The organism is Rhodanobacter sp. KK11 (assembly GCF_033345435.1).
Lineage (GTDB): Bacteria > Pseudomonadota > Gammaproteobacteria > Xanthomonadales > Rhodanobacteraceae > Rhodanobacter.
Genome location: NZ_JAWPMI010000001.1, coordinates 1343358 through 1360956 on the forward strand (window position 1 = coordinate 1343358; position 17599 = coordinate 1360956).

15 protein-coding genes are annotated in these 17599 nt (G+C 67.1%); 9 read left to right on the forward strand and 6 right to left on the reverse strand.

Going from position 1 to position 17599, the window contains the following annotated elements:
- Positions 1-48: 48 nt before the first annotated feature.
- From R5H19_RS05980 to R5H19_RS05990, 3 genes are all read left to right on the forward strand, one after another.
- Positions 49-1680 carry an alpha/beta hydrolase-fold protein gene (locus tag R5H19_RS05980; protein WP_318158036.1) on the forward strand — a complete coding sequence of 544 codons (1632 nt, stop codon included), beginning with the start codon at positions 49-51 and terminating at the stop codon, positions 1678-1680.
- A 168-nt stretch (positions 1681-1848) separates the two neighbouring features.
- Positions 1849-2136 carry a hypothetical protein gene (locus tag R5H19_RS05985; protein ID WP_318158037.1) on the forward strand — a complete coding sequence of 96 codons (288 nt, stop codon included), beginning with the start codon at positions 1849-1851 and terminating at the stop codon, positions 2134-2136.
- Between the two features lie 492 nt (positions 2137-2628).
- Complete coding sequence (locus tag R5H19_RS05990) at positions 2629-5709, forward strand: TonB-dependent receptor (RefSeq protein WP_318158038.1); 3081 nt, start codon at positions 2629-2631, stop codon at positions 5707-5709.
- 87 nt (positions 5710-5796) lie between these two features.
- Here the strand turns inward: R5H19_RS05990 and R5H19_RS05995 are convergent, their stop codons facing one another.
- From R5H19_RS05995 to R5H19_RS06005, 3 genes are all read right to left on the reverse strand, one after another.
- On the reverse strand, positions 5797-6225 hold the full coding sequence (locus tag R5H19_RS05995; protein ID WP_318158039.1) for a VOC family protein: 429 nt from the start codon (positions 6223-6225) through the stop codon (positions 5797-5799).
- A gap of 99 nt (positions 6226-6324) precedes the next feature.
- Positions 6325-8733 carry a DUF3772 domain-containing protein gene (locus R5H19_RS06000; protein WP_318158040.1) on the reverse strand — a complete coding sequence of 803 codons (2409 nt, stop codon included), beginning with the start codon at positions 8731-8733 and terminating at the stop codon, positions 6325-6327.
- 104 nt (positions 8734-8837) lie between these two features.
- Positions 8838-9326, reverse strand: a complete 489-nt coding sequence (locus R5H19_RS06005) for a GFA family protein (protein WP_318158041.1) — start codon at positions 9324-9326, stop codon at positions 8838-8840.
- A gap of 102 nt (positions 9327-9428) precedes the next feature.
- On the opposite strand from R5H19_RS06005, the gene R5H19_RS06010 reads away from it, so the two are divergent.
- Both R5H19_RS06010 and R5H19_RS06015 read left to right on the forward strand, forming a co-directional pair.
- The gene (locus R5H19_RS06010) at positions 9429-11282 is read left to right on the forward strand and encodes an ABC transporter ATP-binding protein (RefSeq protein ID WP_318158163.1); all 1854 of its coding nucleotides are present in this window, start codon (positions 9429-9431) and stop codon (positions 11280-11282) included.
- Between the two features lie 35 nt (positions 11283-11317).
- The gene (locus R5H19_RS06015) at positions 11318-11872 is read left to right on the forward strand and encodes a YdeI/OmpD-associated family protein (protein WP_318158042.1); all 555 of its coding nucleotides are present in this window, start codon (positions 11318-11320) and stop codon (positions 11870-11872) included.
- A 23-nt stretch (positions 11873-11895) separates the two neighbouring features.
- On the opposite strand, the gene arsH is transcribed toward R5H19_RS06015, so the two are convergent.
- Positions 11896-12699, reverse strand: coding sequence for an arsenical resistance protein ArsH (gene arsH, locus R5H19_RS06020; RefSeq protein ID WP_318158164.1), 804 nt, complete (start codon positions 12697-12699; stop codon positions 11896-11898).
- A 75-nt stretch (positions 12700-12774) separates the two neighbouring features.
- Here arsH and R5H19_RS06025 point away from each other — a divergent pair, with 75 nt between their 5' ends.
- Genes R5H19_RS06025 through R5H19_RS06035 form a run of 3 tightly spaced genes read left to right on the forward strand, consistent with a single transcriptional unit; the run spans position 12775 to position 14736 of the window.
- A complete protein-coding gene (locus tag R5H19_RS06025; RefSeq protein WP_318158043.1) occupies positions 12775-13281 on the forward strand; it encodes an arsenate reductase ArsC in 507 nt (168 codons plus the stop codon).
- The gene (gene arsB, locus R5H19_RS06030; RefSeq protein WP_318158044.1) at positions 13278-14363 is read left to right on the forward strand and encodes an ACR3 family arsenite efflux transporter; all 1086 of its coding nucleotides are present in this window, start codon (positions 13278-13280) and stop codon (positions 14361-14363) included. Before R5H19_RS06025 ends, arsB begins: the two co-directional genes overlap by 4 nt.
- Positions 14364-14367: 4 nt before the next feature.
- Complete coding sequence (locus tag R5H19_RS06035) at positions 14368-14736, forward strand: metalloregulator ArsR/SmtB family transcription factor (protein WP_318158045.1); 369 nt, start codon at positions 14368-14370, stop codon at positions 14734-14736.
- A 7-nt stretch (positions 14737-14743) separates the two neighbouring features.
- Here the strand turns inward: R5H19_RS06035 and R5H19_RS06040 are convergent, their stop codons facing one another.
- Positions 14744-15214 carry a cupin domain-containing protein gene (locus R5H19_RS06040; protein ID WP_318158046.1) on the reverse strand — a complete coding sequence of 157 codons (471 nt, stop codon included), beginning with the start codon at positions 15212-15214 and terminating at the stop codon, positions 14744-14746.
- 9 nt (positions 15215-15223) lie between these two features.
- On the reverse strand, positions 15224-16021 hold the full coding sequence (locus tag R5H19_RS06045) for an MBL fold metallo-hydrolase (RefSeq protein ID WP_318158047.1): 798 nt from the start codon (positions 16019-16021) through the stop codon (positions 15224-15226).
- An 89-nt stretch (positions 16022-16110) separates the two neighbouring features.
- Between R5H19_RS06045 and R5H19_RS06050 the strand changes: the two genes are divergently transcribed.
- Positions 16111-17583, forward strand: a complete 1473-nt coding sequence (locus R5H19_RS06050; RefSeq protein ID WP_318158048.1) for a PLP-dependent aminotransferase family protein — start codon at positions 16111-16113, stop codon at positions 17581-17583.
- Positions 17584-17599 lie beyond the last annotated feature (16 nt).

Below are 17599 nucleotides of genomic sequence, written 5' to 3' on the forward strand. Positions count from 1 at the left end.
CCGATCGCGGCCCCGGTCTTTCCTCCGCCGTGATACCGGGGAATCGACATGCGTGACATGCATCGTGCCGTAGCGATCGTGCTGGCCTGCGGACTGTTCGCCGGCGTGGCCTTGGCGCGCACCGACGCGCCGGTGGCGCACAGCCAGTTCCATGTCCAACTGGGCAGCGCGTTGACCCAGCCGGCGTCGGGCCGGCTGCTGCTGTTCGCCACCGACGCCAAGGCGGCCATCGCCGCGGCCAAGGACGGCAAGGTCGACGAGGTGGATGCCAATCCGTTCGGCGCCACCCAGGCCGCGGTGGCCGCGCGCGAAGTGGGTCGGCTGGTGCCGGGACAGGGCGTGGACATCGACGCTGATGCACTGGCGTACCCGGCCGGCTGGTCGCAACTGCCGCCCGGCGACTACTTCGTGCAGGCCGTGCTCGACGTCAACCACGACTACAACTACGGCGGCCGCGGCGCCGGCGACCTGGTCAGCGAGGTGGAGAAGGTGCACCTGCCTGCCGCGACGCCGCCTCGCCTGAGCCTGGACCGCGCGCTGCCCGCGCGCGAGCCGTGGGACTTGCCGACGCGCTACTTCAGCGACACCACCCGCAAGCACCTCGACGAGGCGCGCCGCGCCGCACAGCCGCTGGACTTCACCAGCCCGGCGCTGAGTGCGTTCTGGGGCCGCCCCATCCACATGCGCGGCTGGGTGCTGCTGCCGCCGGGCTACGACCCGAACGCGAAGCAGACCTGGCCAGTGGTGTATTCCACCCACGGCTACGGCGGCAGCATGGCTTCGCTCGCCGGCAGCGCCGCGATGGTCTACGGCGCGATGGCCGAGCACCAGATGCCGCCGATGATCTGGGTGTTCCTGGACCAGTCCAGCCCCACCGGCACGCACGAATTCGCCGACTCGGTGAACAACGGCCCCTGGGGCACGGCGCTAACCGCCGAGCTGATCCCGCAGCTGGAGTCGCGCTACCGCATGGATGCGCGATCGTCAGGCCGCTTCCTCACCGGCCATTCCTCCGGCGGCTGGGCCACGCTGTGGCTTCAGACGCGCTATCCGCAGGTCTTTGGCGGCACCTGGTCGACCTCGCCGGACCCCAGCGACTTCCATGATTTCACCGGGGTGGACCTGTACGCGCCGAACGCGAACGTGTACCGCCGGGCGGACGGTTCCGCCTATCCGCTGGTGCGCGACAAGGGCAAGGTGCAGGCCAGCTTCGAGGCGTTCGCGCAGCTCGAACGCGTGCTGGGCGAGTACGGTGGGCAGATGGCCTCGTTCGAGTGGGTGTTCTCGCCGCGCGGCGCGGACGGCCGGCCGCTGCCGATGTTCGACCGCGACACCGGCGCGGTCGATCCGGCGGTGGTCGCCTACTGGCGCGAGCACTACGACATCGCCCACCTCGTGCAGGCGAACTGGCCGCGGCTGAAGGGTGACCTGGACGGCAAGATCCATGTGGTCGTGGGCACCGCCGACACGTTCTATCTCGACGGCGCCGCGCACAAGTTCAAGGCGGTGCTGGATGGCCTGGGGGCGAAGTCGGACTTCCGCTTCCCGCCCGACCGCACCCACTTCGACCTGTACGTGCAGGGCAAGGATCGCCAGGGGCTGCTCAAGCAGATCAGCTGGGAGATGTACGCACTCGCGCGGCCGGCTTCGAAACTGAAGCGGGTCGCAGCGGCGCCGTAGGCGGCAGGGGCAACCCGGAGCGGTGCTTCGGTCGCTGGATGTTGCGCGGGAGTGGCGGGACCCGGGACTTCCAGCTGTTCCCGATCGCACGAGATCCGTGCCGCAGGGCGCAGAGCGCTCGCCCTGCCTCGCGCAGACTCGCCATGAAGGCTTGCCCACGATCACCGCGTGCACCGTATCGACCGCGCGGTCGCGCTGCTGCGGCAGGCCGTGACCGGTCAGGCCGGGCTGCTGGGTTTGGCTGAGCCGCTGGCGCCACGCGGTTTTTGTCGCCTCTTCTCCATCGCGATCCATCGTGCGCTGGCCGGCGAGACACCCGGTCGTACGGTGGCGAAGCCGAGCCGGTCAACGGAGGCGGGAACACGTCCCTTCGCCGCTGCCGGTGCGGCGTTGCTGCGGTGCCGTAATGTGGCTGCCGGTATCTGCGCTGATTTGTTGTGCGGCCATTTGACGTGAGGCAAATGTCGGTTACTTGTTAATAAAATATCCGACGAATATTTAATCTTCCGTTTACGTTGGCGGCAATATCCAGCGGTGGGAATTCGCAAAAAATAACGATGTAACGTAATTAATTTCGGTTTATTGGCAGAGGTCTCCGCTTGCGATCCGCGCCACTGCTACTGATCAGTGTCATTCGTCGCATTTAATTGCGATTAGCATGATTTTGAGGTGTTTATTTCACTGGCGCTACGAGGCTCGATACGGAGCCGTTGTGCGGTCTCGATATTCGTCATAGCGTAACAAGCGTTGATGTGATTGATAGGCGTCCGTTCGCCTGGCACAGGCGTTTGAAGGCGCTGCCCTGAAACGTCGCGAAGAGCGCAGTCGCAAAGGCTGCGCCCGTAGGGGAGTGCTCGGAAGTTCAGTCATTACAGCTGCCGGCAGCCGCAATGGTTGCCGGTTTTATGGGCGCCTGCGCCCGTCGCAATCTAAATGGAGGGTGAGTCCATGATGTATCGTCGCAACCGTACCTTCGGGGCCGGTAAAATCGCCGTAGCGGTGGCCATCGCACTGGGAATCGGCCCAGGCGTCGCACTCGCCCAGAACAACGCCACTGGCACTATTTTCGGGCAGGCCGTACCGGGTGCGACGGTGCATATCGAGAGCAAGGGCACGGGCCTGAAGCGGGATCTCGCTGCGGACGCGTCCGGGCGTTACCGTGCCGCCGCTTTGCCGATCGGTCTCTACAAGGTGAGCCTGATCGAGAACGGCACCGTAGTGGATTCGCACGACAACGTGCAGACACAGATCGGCCTGGGTACCGAGGTGTCGTTTTCGGCACCCAATGCGGCGAACGCGCAGAATCTTGGTGCGGTGACCGTAGTGGGCAACGCGCTGCCAGCGATCGACGTATCTTCGGTCGACTCGCGCACCGTCATTGACGCCGAGCAGTTGTCCAAACTGCCGATTGCGCGCACCTCGATCAGCTCGATCGCACTGCTCGCGCCCGGCACTACACCGGCTGCGCGCGGCTACGGCAATGCGCTCTCGTTCGGCGGCTCGTCCGCATCGGAGAACGCGTATTACGTCAACGGCTTCTCGATTACCAATCCGCTCACCGGCGTCAGCTCGCGTCAGTTGCCTTATGACGCCATCGATCAGGAGCAGGTATTGATCGGCGGCTATGGCGCGGAGTATGGCCGCACCACCGGTGGCGTGATCAACGTGGTGAGCAAGCGTGGTTCGAACGAGTGGAAGGGCGACGTGCAGATGTTCTGGTCGCCCAGCAATCTGGCCCAGGAGCCGCGCAGCATCTACCGACAGAGCAACACCGCGAAGAAGGGTACGTTGTACCAGAAGGGCAATGCCTGGGCGCCGCGGGACAATGGCGGCATGCAGTACTCCGGCTCGATTGGCGGACCGCTGGTCAAGGACAAGCTCTATTTCTTTGCTGCCGCCGACTTGATCCGCTCGTCCGGGCAGATCACCGGGCCTACCGACAGCGTGGTTCGTGGCGTTCCGGTGCTCTCCGGCAACCAGGACAACATCCACAACAAGACTACGCGCTGGCTGAGCAAGATCGACTGGAACATTACCGACAGCAACCTGCTTGAGTTCACCGGCATGGGCGATACGGAAGCCGTCGATTCACAGATCTACAAGTACGACTACGCCACCGGCCTCGGCCCTTACCTGGGCCACCAGTACACCAAGAACTACAACGGCACCCAGACCAACGGTACGCCTGGCGGAAACGTCTACATCGCGAACTACACCGGCTACATCACCGACAACCTCACCGTGACGGCGATGTACGGCAAGAGCCATTCGGACCATGTGCAGATCGTTACCGGCGGTGGCGGCGCCGCCTGCCCGAATATTTCCGATTCACGCGTGGGCTTCTCCCAGAAAGGCTGCACCGTCGGCAGTGCGAGCGTGCTGATGCCGGGCTCCAAGGACCGTACCAACGGCTGGAACCTCAATGTCGAGTACCACCTGGGTGACCATGTGCTGAAGGCGGGCATGGACAACTATGTGCTGCGCGCCACGTGGGGCAATGCACCAGTCGGCGGCACCGGCTACATCTACAGCGATGTGGGCGACGGATCGGTGATAAAGCAGCGCCTGATCAACCTGGGCCTGGACCCCGCGCTGTACGACCCGTCGCAGTTCCCGAACGGCTGGTACGTGGAGTCGACCGGTCTTACCACTGGTACTTCGGCGCGCACCAATCAGCGCGGTGAATACATTGAAGATCATTGGCAGATCAACGACCGCTGGCTTGCCTATGCCGGTTTGCGGAACGAGCAATTTACCAATTACAACGGCGTTGGCGTGCCCTATGCCAGCTCGCGCCATCAGCTGGATCCGCGTCTGGGCCTGACCTGGGACGTCTACGGCGACAGCACCCTGAAAGTCTATGCCAACGCGGCGCGCTACCACCTCGGATTGCCGACCAGCGTGGCGATCCGCGGCGCCGGCCCCTCAAGGTTTCCCTCACAGTACTTTGGCTTCACCGGCATCGATCCGGTCACTGGCGTGCCGACCGGCCTGATCAACACGTCTGCCTCGGGCTTGTACTACCTCAACAACGAGAACGGCGTGCCGCCGGACGGCAAGACCGTGGCTGCGCAGAAGCTGCATTCCTACTACCAGGACGAATATATCCTGGGCTTCGACAAGCAGTTGAACACTGACTGGACCGTCGGCGCGAAGGCGATGTACCGCAAGCTGCGCAGCCTGATCGACGATACCTGCGACTCGGCGCCGCTGCAGGCCTGGGGAGACAGGAACGGCCTCAGTGCGGAAGTTGCCGCCGGCATCGCTGCCAGTACCGGCTGCTGGCTGTACAACCCCGGTCGCGCCAATACCTTCACGCTGTCGCCGGCTCCGGGGCAGTACCTCAGCGTACCGCTGACCGCAGCCGACATCGGCGAGCCGAAGCCCAAGCGCTCGTACTGGATGCTGGATCTGTACGCGCAACATCAATTCAGTGACGACTGGTACGGCAAGGTCGAATACACCCTCTCGCACAGCTATGGCAATTCCGAGGGCCAGCTCGATTCCGACATCGTGCAAGCCGATGTCTCGACCACCGAAAGCTGGGACTTCCCGCAGATCATGGAGAACACCAACGGACCGTTGGCCAGCGATCAACGGCACCAGTTGCGCGTGGTTGGTACCTGGACCCCGACGCCCGAGTGGTCGCTCTCCACGGTGACCCGGATTGCGTCCGGCTATCCGATCAGCTGCCTTGGCACGCGCCCGCTGTCGGCCGGCGGCGACCCGTACGGTTACGGCAACAACTACTTCTGGTGCAACGGCCAGCCTGCGCCACGCGGCTCAGTGGGGCGCACGCCGTGGACCTACACGGTCGACCTGAGTGCGGCATGGAAGCCCGCCTTCCTCGACCACAAGCTGACGCTGTCTGTCGATATCTTCAATCTCCTCGGCAAGCAGCGGGTGACGCAGGTGTATGAGAATGGCGAGCTTGCCAACGGCACCACTCACCCGGACTTCCTGATCGCACGTTCTTTCCAGGATCCGCGATACATCCGCCTGGGTGCCCGTTACAACTTCACTCTGTGACAGGGCAGCCATAACCAGAAGTCAGGCAACACCCCCCAGATCTTGGCCGCCGCTTGCCGGCGGCCATTTTTTTTTGACGGCCGCAGCCTATCCGGGCTGCCACGGGTCGTAGCTGCCGAAGTACCACAGGTGGCCTTCCGGGTCGTGGCAGCTGTAGCCGGCGCCGCCGTAGTCCTGCTCGGCGTAGTCGTCGACGATCACCGCGCCGGCGGCTTTCGCCTGCTGGTAGTGCGCCTTGCAGTCGGCCACGATCACGCAGGCGCATTGCGTCTCGCGGCCGCCGATCTCGTCGGGCTGGGCGACGTGCCGGCCGAACTCGTTGTCGCGCACTTCGCCGAGCATGACCATGCCGCTGCCGAAGATGAGCTGGGCGTGTTCCACGCCGCCGCCTTCGTTCTCGTAGACGGCGTGCTTCTCGAAGCCGAACGCCTTGCACAGCCACTCGATCGCGGCGTGCGCGTCGCGGTAGCGCAGACAGGGGATGATGGTGCTGCCGTGGGGATGGGACGAGGTCATGATGCCGGCTCCATTGCGAACGGTGCACTCAGGCTAACCGCATCGCGGGCCTTTGTGCTGCCCGGGCCGGCGCTCACCGACGCCTGCGATGTCGCCCACTCACCCCTGTTCGTCGATGCTCTCGTCGAGCGGTGGCAGCGTGCGCACCAGCATGCTTTGCGGACTGGTCATCGGCAGCCGCTCGCTGCGCAGGCGTTCGAGGATTTCGAACAGCAGCTCGCTCTTCACGCCGCCGACCTCGCGCGGGCTGCCGACGTAGGCGACGCAGTTGAAGGTCATCACGCCGCTGGCGACGCTTTCCAGTTGGACGTACGGCGCCGGCGCGGCCAGCGTGCCGTGGTGCGCGCGCAGGATGCCCAGCACCAGTTCGCGCACCTTGCCGGCGTCGGTGTCCAGCGGCATCGGCAGCTTGATCTGCACGCGGCCCTGCGCGTTGGCCAGGGTGACGTTGCGCACGTTCTGGGTGATCAGCTGCGAGTTCGGCACGATCACGGTGGAGCGATCCCACATCTGGATCTCGGTGGCGCGCACGTTGATGCGGCGGATGTCGCCCTCGACGTCGCTCGACAGGCTGACCCAGTCGCCCACCTTCACCGGCCGCTCGACCAGCAGGATCAGGCCGGAAATGAAGTTCTGCACGATCGCCTGCAGGCCGAAGCCGATGCCCACCGACAGCGCGCTGACGATCCAGGTGATGCTCTTCAGGTCCACGTGCAGCGCCGCCAGCGTCAGCACCACCACCAGCAGGCCGCCGACATAGCCGAGCAGAGTGACGATGGAGTCCTGCATGCCTTTTTCCATCGTGGACTTCGGCAGCAGTTGCTCGGCCAGCCAGCGTTTGAGCATGCGCAGCACGAACAGCCCGGCGACCAGCACCAGCACCCCGCCGAAGATGGTGCCCGGGTTGATCGCCAGTTCACCGAGCTTGAAGCTGCCCAGGGTCTGCTCGGCGCTTGCCAGCAGGTCCTTCGGGCCGGCGCCGAACGGAGTCAGCACGGTCGCCAGCGCCAGCAGCACCAGCCCCACGCGACAGACGCCGGCGAGCAGGATGGCGGTCTGCTCCAGCGTGTGCGGCGCAATCTCGAAAGTGGCCTGCAGCCGCTGGCCGCTGCGTCCGTGCGGCGACAGCAAGGTGTCGATCAGGTCGGCGAGCAGGTGGATCAGCAGGTACACCGTGGCCACGATCACGCCGACCCACAGCATCTGCACGGCGACGAAGAAGGCCAGCGCGATGAAGCCGCTGGCCACGCCCAGCCAGCTGACTGCCACGCCGAACGCGGCGGCGGCGCCGAGCAGGCCGACCCACACCGGCCGGTGTGCCGGTCCGGCGCCGTCGGCGTCAGCTTGCTGGCGGGCACGGCGCAGGCGCAGCAGGGCCAGGCCGATCAGGCCGCTGATGACCAGGGCGAACAGGCCGCGGGTGGCCACCGTGGCCGGCAGGCTGGTGCCGATCGCGCGGCTGACGCGATCGAGCAGGCCGAACAACAGTGCCGCGGCGGCCAGCAGCCAGGGAAACAGGCGCAGTCGCTGCGCCGCCAGGTCCGCCAGCGCCGGCAGCCGCCACGAAGGTCGCCGTACCGACAGCAGCGCGCGGCCCAGCCCGGTCACGAATGCGGCGAAGCACACCAGCCTGACCGCGCTGGCGCCCAGCGCGGCGAGGTCGTCGTCGAGGATGTCGTTCCAGTTCAGTCCCAGATAAACCAGTTGCGCCGCCAGCCCGGTGGTGAGCACCGCGGTCAGCGCCACCGCGGTGGCCATTGCGCTGCGCCGCAGGTGGCCGTCCGGTACGCGGCGCGTGGCCAGCGTCAGCAACAGTCGTTCCAGTACCTGGCGGCCGCCGCCCAGCAGCAGCGCGGCGGCGACCAGGCACCAGGCCAGCGGTTGCCGGTTTGGCGGCTGCCATGCCTGCGCCACGGCATCGGCGAAGCGCGCGCCGAGCCGCTTGAGCCGCAGCATATCGTCGGGAAACGTGCGGACCGGATCGGCCCAGAATGTGCGGCTGAATGGCGTGGCCGTGCGCGAGGCCAGCCGCGCCTGGAACTCGTCGTTGCGCAGGCCGCTGATCTGCGCTGCCAGCTGCGTCGCATTCTGGCCGAGCAATTGCGCCTGCTTGATCTGCGCGTCCAGGTCGGCCTGCGCCTTGTCCAGCTTGCGGCGCTGCGTGGCGACTTCCGGCGCTTCGGCCGGTGCGCCCTTCGCCGGTGCCGGGCCCAGCACGGCAAGTTGCGCCTGCAAGGCGGTCATCTGCGGCGCGAGGCTGGCGGCCAGCTGGCGCGCCTGGTCCTGCACGCCGAGCGCGGTGGTGCGCAGGTCGGCCAGCGGCACCTCGGATTTCTTGTCCTTCAGTGCGGCCTTGACGGTGTCGAGTTGGCTGCCCAACTGGTCCAGTGTTTGTGCGGGTGTCGCCGCCGGCGCGGGGGGCGGCGGCTGGCCGCCTTCCTGGGCGAACGACGCGGCGCTGCCGACAGCCAGCAGCAGGAGCAGCAGGTAGCGAAGTACGGTAGGCATCCGTCCATGATCGGAGTGCTGCCGCGGGCGGTCAATCGCGTCGGGCGAATGAGCGCCGGCCTCCGTGGCTGGCGTTCAGACTTGGCGAAATGCGCCGGCGCGATTCACCCCGGGCGTTGCGCCGTCCGCAGCGCAGCGCGCCGTTTCAGGCTGGCCGCCGGCCACACCTGCTCGATGTCGTAGAACTCCGCCACCGCAGGCACGCCCGGTGGCAGCGCCACCCACGGCTGTTTGGTCGAGGTGTAGATATGGACGTCCGGCGGCAACCGCCACGGTTCGGCCAGCGTGCCCACGCGCACGAAGGCGATCGCCTTGCCGCCGCCGGGGTAGTGGCTCCACAGCGCCACATGACATTGTGCGCAGCGCGCGATCCGCTGGCCCTTGCCGCTCTCCGACGGGGTGTCCACCATGATCGGCTCGCCTTGCAGCAGTTGCAGCCGGTCGGTCTCGATCATCGCGTTCACTGCGAACGCGCTGCCGGTCTCGCGCTGGCACCAGCTGCAGTGGCAGCAGTGCACGATCATCGGCGCGCTGGTCAGTCGATAGCGGATCGCGCCGCAGGTGCAGGCGCCTTCGAAGGTTTCGGTGGTCATGCTGCTGATCCCGTGTGTCACGACAGAGAAGCCGCATCGTCACACCGCATCGTTCGAGCTTCAAGCACAATAGAGGGCTCCCGCAGGTCCGGAATACCCATGATCTTCCGCTGGTTCGAATCCCTCATCGATGCGTTCAAGGAACCGGTCGACGGCATGCCGCCGACGTCGGTGTGGCGCTTCTACGCGTTCTACCTGCGCCAGGTGTGGCCGGTGTTCGCCGTGGCGATCGCGGTGGGTTTCGTGGTGGCGATCGTCGAGGTGTCGCTGTTCGGCTTCATCGGCAGCATCGTCGACATGACCAAGGGCGTGCCGGCGGCAGGTTTCTTCCGGCAGCACGGCAACGAGTTGTTGTGGATGGGTTTCGTGGCGCTGATCGTGCGGCCGCTGGCGATCGGCGTGCACGACCTGCTGGTGAACCAGGCGATCGTGCCCAGCCTGACCAACCGCATCCGCTGGCAGAACCATCGCTACGTGATCCGCCAGAGCCTGGGCTTCTTCCAGAACGACTACGCCGGGCGCATCGCCAACCGCATCATGCAGACCGGTGGCGCGTTGCGCGAGTCGGCGGTGCAGATCGTCGACGCGATCTGGTACGTCACCATCTACACCGGCAGCGCGATCGTGCTGTTTGCGCAGGCAGACCTGTGGCTGGCCGTGCCGCTGTTCGTGTGGGTGTTCGCCTATGTCGGGCTGCTGGCGTTCTTCATCCCGCGCATCAAGCAGCGTTCGTGGCTGGCCTCGGAGGCCCGCTCGAAGCTGATGGGGCGCATCGTCGACGGCTACAGCAACGTGCTCACGCTGAAGCTGTTCGCGCATACGCGGCGCGAGGAAGCCTACGTCGCCGACGCGATGGCCGAGCAGACCGACAAGCTGCGACGGATGACCCGCGTCACCACCGCGCTGGACGCCAGCATCACCACGCTCAACGGCTTCCTGATCGTGGGCACCTCGGCGCTGGCGCTGTGGCTGTGGAGCGAGGGCCGGGTGACGGTGGGCGCGATCGCGCTGTCGACCGGGCTGGTGATCCGCATCAACAACATGTCCGGCTGGATCATGTGGGTGGTCAACGGCATCTTCGAAAACGTCGGCACGGTGCAGGACGGCATCACCACGATCTCGCGGCCGCGCGCGGTGCAGGACCGCGAGGGCGCGATGCCGCTGGAGGTGACCAACGGCGGCGTGCATTTCGAGCACATCCACTTCCACTACGGCAAGCAGGGCGGGGTGATCGCCGGGCTCGACCTCGCCGTGCGCGCCGGCGAGAAGATCGGCCTGGTCGGGCCGTCCGGCGCCGGCAAGTCCACCCTGGTCAACGTGCTGCTGCGGCTGTACGACCTCGAGGCCGGCCGCATCCTGATCGACGGCCAGGACATCGCCCACGTCACCCAGGAAAGCCTGCGTTCGCAGATCGGCGTGGTCACCCAGGACACCTCGCTGCTGCATCGCTCGATCCGCGACAACCTGTTGTATGGGCGTCCCGATGCCAGCGAAGCGCAGATCATGGAAGCCGTGCGCAAGGCGCGCGCCGACGAATTCATTCCGAACCTCAGCGACGGCGAAGGCCGTCGCGGCTACGACGCGCTGGTCGGCGAGCGCGGCGTGAAGCTCAGCGGCGGTCAGCGCCAGCGCATTGCGATCGCCCGCGTGCTGCTGAAGGACGCGCCGATCCTGGTGCTGGACGAGGCCACCTCGGCGCTCGACTCCGAAGCGGAAGCGGCGATCCAGGACAGCCTGGACATCCTGATGCAGGGCAAGACGGTGATCGCGATCGCGCACCGCCTGTCCACCATCGCGCGGATGGACCGGCTGGTGGTGCTGGACAAGGGGCAGATCGTCGAGACTGGCACGCACGCCGAGCTGATCGCGCACGAGGGTTTGTACGCGCGGCTGTGGCGGCGGCAGACTGGCGGCTTCGTCGCGGCGGAGGACGCGCCGGTCCAGCTGCCCGGTTGACCTTGTACCCTTCGGCTGGCCGTGGACGATCCGCAATGGTCAAGAAGAACGTCACATCCCGATTCGAGGCGAAGCTGCTGCGTCCGGCGGAGCCCCCTGATGCGTCATGGGCGTTCGTGGTCCTGCCCGCGGAAGTCAGCGCCCGGCTGCCGCGGCGGGGCAGGACGACGGTGCAGGGCACGCTCGACGGCCAGGCGTTCCGGGCCACGCTCGAGCCGGATGGCCGGCTGAGCCATTGGCTCAAGGTGGACAAGGCGCTGCGCGAAGCTGCCGGCGCCGCGGTCGGCGACGTGGTCGCACTCGAACTGGCGCCGGTGGCCAGGGAACCGGAGCCGGAGCTTCCGCCGGACTGGCGCCAGGCGCTGGACGGCGCACCCGAGGCTCGCGCGGCCTGGGAAAGCACCACGACCCTGGCCCGCGTGGACTGGATCCACTGGATCACGTCCGCCAGACAGGCGACCACGCGCGCCAAGCGGATTGCCGATGCCCGCGACATGCTGGCGTCAGGCAAGCGCCGGGTTTGCTGCTTCGACCCGTCCGGCTACTACAGCAAGGCGTTCGGGGCGCCGGTAGTGGCGGACGGATCGTAAGCGGGTGGGGCGACGGCCGCGCCTCAACACGCCGCGCCGGCGCAGCAGCCGGGTTTGGCGGCGGGGGTGCTCGCGGGGTCCCTTGCCGCGGCCGTTGCCGGCACGCCCTCGGTCACGTCGGCCGCGACCGTGATGGCACGCGCCGCGGCGGCGCCCTTGCGCTCGCTGTAGCGATCGACCAGGTAGTCGCGGCGGCCGCGCACCAGCAGGGTGAACTTGAACAGTTCCTCCATCACGTCGACCACGCGGTCGTAGAACGGCGACGGCTTCATCCGGCCGTCGTCGTCGAACTCCTGCCAGGCCTTGGCCACCGACGACTGGTTCGGGATGGTCAGCATGCGCATCCAGCGGCCCAGTACGCGCAGGGTGTTGACCACGTTGAACGACTGCGAGCCGCCGCAGACCTGCATCACCGCGAGCGTGCGTCCCTGCGTGGGCCGCACGCTGCCGTCTTCCAGCGGAAGCCAGTCGATCTGGTTCTTGAACACGCCGGTCACCGCCCCGTGCCGTTCGGGACTGACCCACACCTGGCCCTCGGACCACAGCGACAGCGCGCGCAGCTCCTGCACCTTGGGATGGCTGGCCGGCACGCTGTCCAGCAGGGGCAGTTCGTGCGGGTCGAACACCCGTGTCTCGGCGCCGAAGTGGCGCAGGATGCGCTCGGCTTCCAGCGCCAGCTTGCGGCTGAACGACTGCGGGCGCAGCGAGCCGTACAGGAGCAGGATGCGCGGCGGATGGTGATGGGCGTCGGCCGGCAAGGCCAGCTTCGCCAGGCTGGGAGTGTCCAGTATCCCGGCGGCGATATGGGGCAGATCCTGGATCGGCACGGGCATGTTTCCGTTGCTTTGGTTTTATAATTCCATCATTATCGAAATGTGGAAGTCAATCCGGGATCACTCTCCATGCATCCGTGTCGCGTCCTGTTCATCTGCACCGGCAACTCGGCCCGCAGCATCCTGTCCGAGGCCACCCTCAACCATCTGGGCAAGGGGCGCTTCGAGGCGTTCAGCGCCGGCAGCCAGCCGACCGGGCGCGTCAACCCCTACGCGATCGGGGAGCTCAAGGCCCTGGGCATCGCCACCGAGGGACTTGCCAGCAAGTCGTGGGACCGCTTCGCCGAAGCCGGTGCGCCGCCGCTGGATATCGTGATCACGGTTTGCGACAACGCCGCGAACGAGACCTGCCCGGTGCTGTTCGGCGATTTCGTGAAAAGTCACTGGGGCCTGCCGGATCCGGCCGTCGCCCAGGGGGCGGATGCCGCGGTCGCGGCGTTCCGGCGCGCGCACACGCTGATCCTGTACCGAATCGCGGCGCTGCTGAAGCTGCCGGTGGAAACGATGGGGCGCGACGAGCTGAAGCAGGCGCTCGATCACATCGGCAGCATCACCGACGAGGAAGCGGACGCATGAACCAGACGTCAGCGGAACTGATCGCCTGTCCGGTCCCCACGGAGGGCGCCCACATCGGCTTCTTCGAGCGCTGGCTCAGCCTCTGGGTACTGCTGTGCATCGTCGCCGGCACGCTGCTGGGCCATCTGCTGCCCGGCAGTTTCGCGGCGCTGGGCGGCATGCAGCTGGCTCAGGTGAACCTGCCGGTGGCCGTGCTGATCTGGCTGATGATCATCCCGATGCTGTTGAAGATCGACTTCGGCGCGCTTGGCGGGGTGCGTCGCCAATGGAAGGGCATCGGCGTCACGCTCTTCATCAACTGGGCGGTGAAGCCGTTCTCGATGGCGCTGCTGGGATGGATCTTCATTCGCCACGTCTTCGCCGGCCAGCTGCCGGCCGCACAGCTCGACTCCTATATCGCCGGCCTGATCCTGCTGGCCGCCGCGCCGTGCACCGCGATGGTGTTCGTGTGGAGCAACCTGTGCCACGGCGAGCCGGCGTTCACGTTGAGTCAGGTCGCCCTGAACGACGCCATCATGGTGGTAGCGTTCGCGCCGATCGTGGCGCTGCTGCTGGGCATCTCCTCGATCACGGTGCCGTGGAACACGCTGTTGCTGTCGGTGCTGCTGTACATCGTGGTGCCGGTAGTGCTCAGCGTGCTGCTGCGGCGCCGGGTGCTTGCCAGCGGTGGCGAGGCGCGGTTGCGGAAATTGCTGCAGCGGTTGGGGCCGATATCCCTGTTCGCGCTGCTGGCCACCCTCGTGCTGCTGTTCGGTTTCCAGGGGCGGCAGATCATTGCGCAGCCGGCGATCATCGCGCTGCTGGCGGTGCCGATCCTGATCCAGGTGTATTTCAACGCCGGCCTGGCGTACTGGCTCAATCGCCGTTTCGGCGTGCCGCACTGCGTGGCCGGCCCCTCGGCGCTGATCGGCGCCAGCAATTTCTTTGAGCTGGCGGTGGCCACCGCGGTGGGCCTGTTCGGCGTGCATTCCGGCGCGGCGCTGGCGACCGTGGTGGGCGTGCTGATCGAGGTGCCGGTGATGCTGTCGGTGGTGCGCATCGTCAACCGCAGCAAGCGCTGGTATGAAGCCGCCCAGGAGTAGCGCCATGCAGAACAGGCAAGCCATCACGATACTCGCCGCGCTCGCCCAGGAGTCGCGGCTGGCGGTCTATCGGCTGCTGATCGAGCATGCGCCGGAAGGACTGGCGGCCAGCGCGATCGCGGAGAAGCTGGGCCTGCCCAACGCTACGCTGTCCTTCCACCTGAAGGAGCTGTCGCACGCGGGCCTGGTCAGCAGCCGGCAGAGCGGGCGCTTCATCTACTACGCGCCGGTGATCGAGACGATGGACGAGCTGGTCGGCTACCTGACCGATCACTGCTGCAGCCAGTCCGCTGGCACGTGCGCGACCGCCGCTGCCAGGTGCGCTCCGGGCAAGCGGAAGTCCACCGCACGGCGCCGGTCGACCTCCGCCTGAGCGCAGATCAGTCCAGCAGATCCAGCGCAACCAGGCCATGCTCGCGGCAATGGCGCTGGTATTCCGCCAGCTGGCTGCCCGCCGAGGCGCGGGCAGTGACCACGCCGCCGGGGCCGAGGAACTCGACCGTGCCCATCACGATCACCAGCGCCAGCATCGGCTCGTCGCCGACGATCTTCCACCAGTCGACGTTGCCCGGCGGTTCGTAGACGTAGTCGCCGGGACCGATCAGCTCGCCGGTGCACAGCTTGCGCGTGCCGGTGAGGTTGTACGCGTGGATCTCGCCGGTATGGCGATGCAGCGGCATCACCGTGCCGGGTTCCATCCGCAGCAGCTCGACGAAGCCGCGATCGTCGGCGAAGAAGCGCAGCGGACTGGACGACTTGCCGGGGGTGGAGGAGGGCACCCAGTGGCGCGCGGCTGCGGTGCTGAAGCGGGCGGGCAGGTAGTTGTGCAGCCGGGCGGAAGGCGTGGTCATGGGCGTGACTCAGGCGGCGATGGCGGACAGGTAGAGCTCGAACGAGGCGTCGACCGCGGCACGGCCGCCGCCAATGATGTTGCGGCCCCAGGTGAAGCCGTAGACGTCCTCGAACGCGTAGCCGGCCAGGCGCATCTGCATGCCGCGCACCGCGTCGGGCGGCATCGGCGTGAAGTTGGGGTAGCTGCGCATGAACGAGACGTGGCGGCGGTTGCTCACCACGTGCGGCGCGTCGCCGGAGAACAGCGCGCCGCCGGGCCGCGGGCCGTCCTTCCAGTGCAGCACCGTGCTGCCGGGGAAATGGCCGCCAGTGTTGATGAGGGTCACCGTGTCGGACAGGCGGTATGCCTCGCCGCGCCAGAACTGCACGTTCGGCGACGGCCGGCGCACCCAGTCGCGGTCCGCCTCGTGCAGCAGGACCGGCACGTTGCCGAGCGCTTCGCTCCACTCCAGCATCGACGCATAGAAATGCGGGTGCGAGATCGCGATCAGGTCCACGCCGCCGCGCGCCCGCAGCGCGGCGACCGCCTCGTCGGTGACCAGGCTCAAGGCTTCCCACAGGATGTTGCCCGCGTCGGTGGGCAGGTACAGCGCGCGCTGGTTGATCGCGAAATCCGGCGCCAGCCCGATGCCGAGCACGCCAGCCTCGTCGTCCAGGCGCAGGGTGTGTGCGGCTTTCAACGCCTCGTGGGTCGTCCAGGTCTGGCCGTTCGCGCCGACGTACTGGCGCTCGTCCTCGCATACGGGACAGTGGCTGGGCGTATCCGGGTACTGGGTGCCGCAGGTTCCGCAGATCGACATCGTCATGGCTTGGTCTCCCTTGGAATCGAACCTCGTTTCGAGGTGCACTCTAGGAGTAATCTGGTTCCTTGATTGATCCATTTGAGAGATATCCGATGGGGCCAGTTTTCCCGTTTCCCGTGAGCCTGCCGCGCAGCCGCGGCAAGCTTGCCTACGAACTGCACCAGCAGTTGCGCGCGGCCATTCTCGACGGCCGCTTGCCGGCCCGTTCGCTCTTGCCCGCGACCAGGAAAGTCGCCGAGGCATTGGGCGTGGCGCGCAATACGGTAGTCACTGTCTACGATCTTCTGGTCGCCGAGGGCTACCTGATTCCGCGCAAGGGCGCGAAGCCGCAAGTCGCCGAATTCGCCCGACGCCGGACGTCGAAACCGCCCCAGGCCAGCGTCGGCATCGACGAGCCGCGTTTCGCGTCGGTTTGGCGTACGCCGTTCATGGCGCCGTCGCCCGCACGGGTGCTGCCCGAGCGCAATTTCCGCCTTGGCATTCCCGATCATCGCCATTTTCCGCACGACATCTGGCGCCGCTTGATGGCGCAAGCGCTGCGCAGGAGTTCACGCGAGCCCTTCGCTTATGCGCCGTCGCAGGGCGTTCCCGCCTTGCGCGAGGCGATCGCGCAGCACGCGGCGTTCGCCCGCGCGGTGGCCTGCACCGCCGACGACGTGATCGTCACCTCCGGCGCGCAGCAGGCGTTCGACCTGATCGCCCGCCTGCTGGTCACGCCGGGGCAGACGAAGGTGGCGGTGGAGGAACCCGGCTACCCGCCGGTGCGCGCCGCGTTCGCCGCTGCCGGCGCGTTGCTGGTGCCGCTGCCGGTGGACGACGAGGGGCTGTGCGTGGATCGGCTGCCCGACGACGTGCGCATCGTCAGCGTCACGCCCTCGCACCAGTCGCCCACCGGCGTGGCCATGTCGCTGCGCCGGCGCAGTGCCCTGCTCGAATTTGCACGCCGTCACCGCGCGGTGGTCGTCGAGGACGACTACGACGGCGAATTCCGTTTCGGCGGCCGTCCGCTGGATGCGCTGCAGACGCTGGATCGCGACGCCGCGGTGTTCTACGTCGGTACGTTTTCCAAGAGCATGTTCCCCTCGCTGCGCAAGGGCTTCGTGGTGGCGCCGGCATGGGCGCGCGACGGGCTGGTCGCCGTCAAGCATTGCGCCGACTCCCACTGCGACGCCGTCACCCAGTCCGCACTGGCCGCCTTCATCCGCGACGGCCACCTGGCGCGCCACGTGCGCCGCATGCGGTCGATCTACGCCGGGCGCCGCGGGGCGCTGCTCGACGGCCTGCGCCGCGAACTCGGGCCGTGGTTGCAGCCGATCCCGTCCGAGGCCGGTCTGCACCTCGCTGCACGCATCCGTGACCCGGCGCTGGCGCCGCAGATCGTGCCGACCGTGCTGCGCTTCGCCGCCGGTGCGGAATCGACCGCGGATTACGCCATGACGCGCGACATCGCGCCGGCAGTGGCGTTCGGTTACGGCGTGATCGATGCGGATGAGATCACAGCCACGTTGTTCGATCTCCGCCGTGCACTGGACAAGCGGACGCGAGCCGGACGGACCGGAGGGTGACTCGAACCGGAGCGGC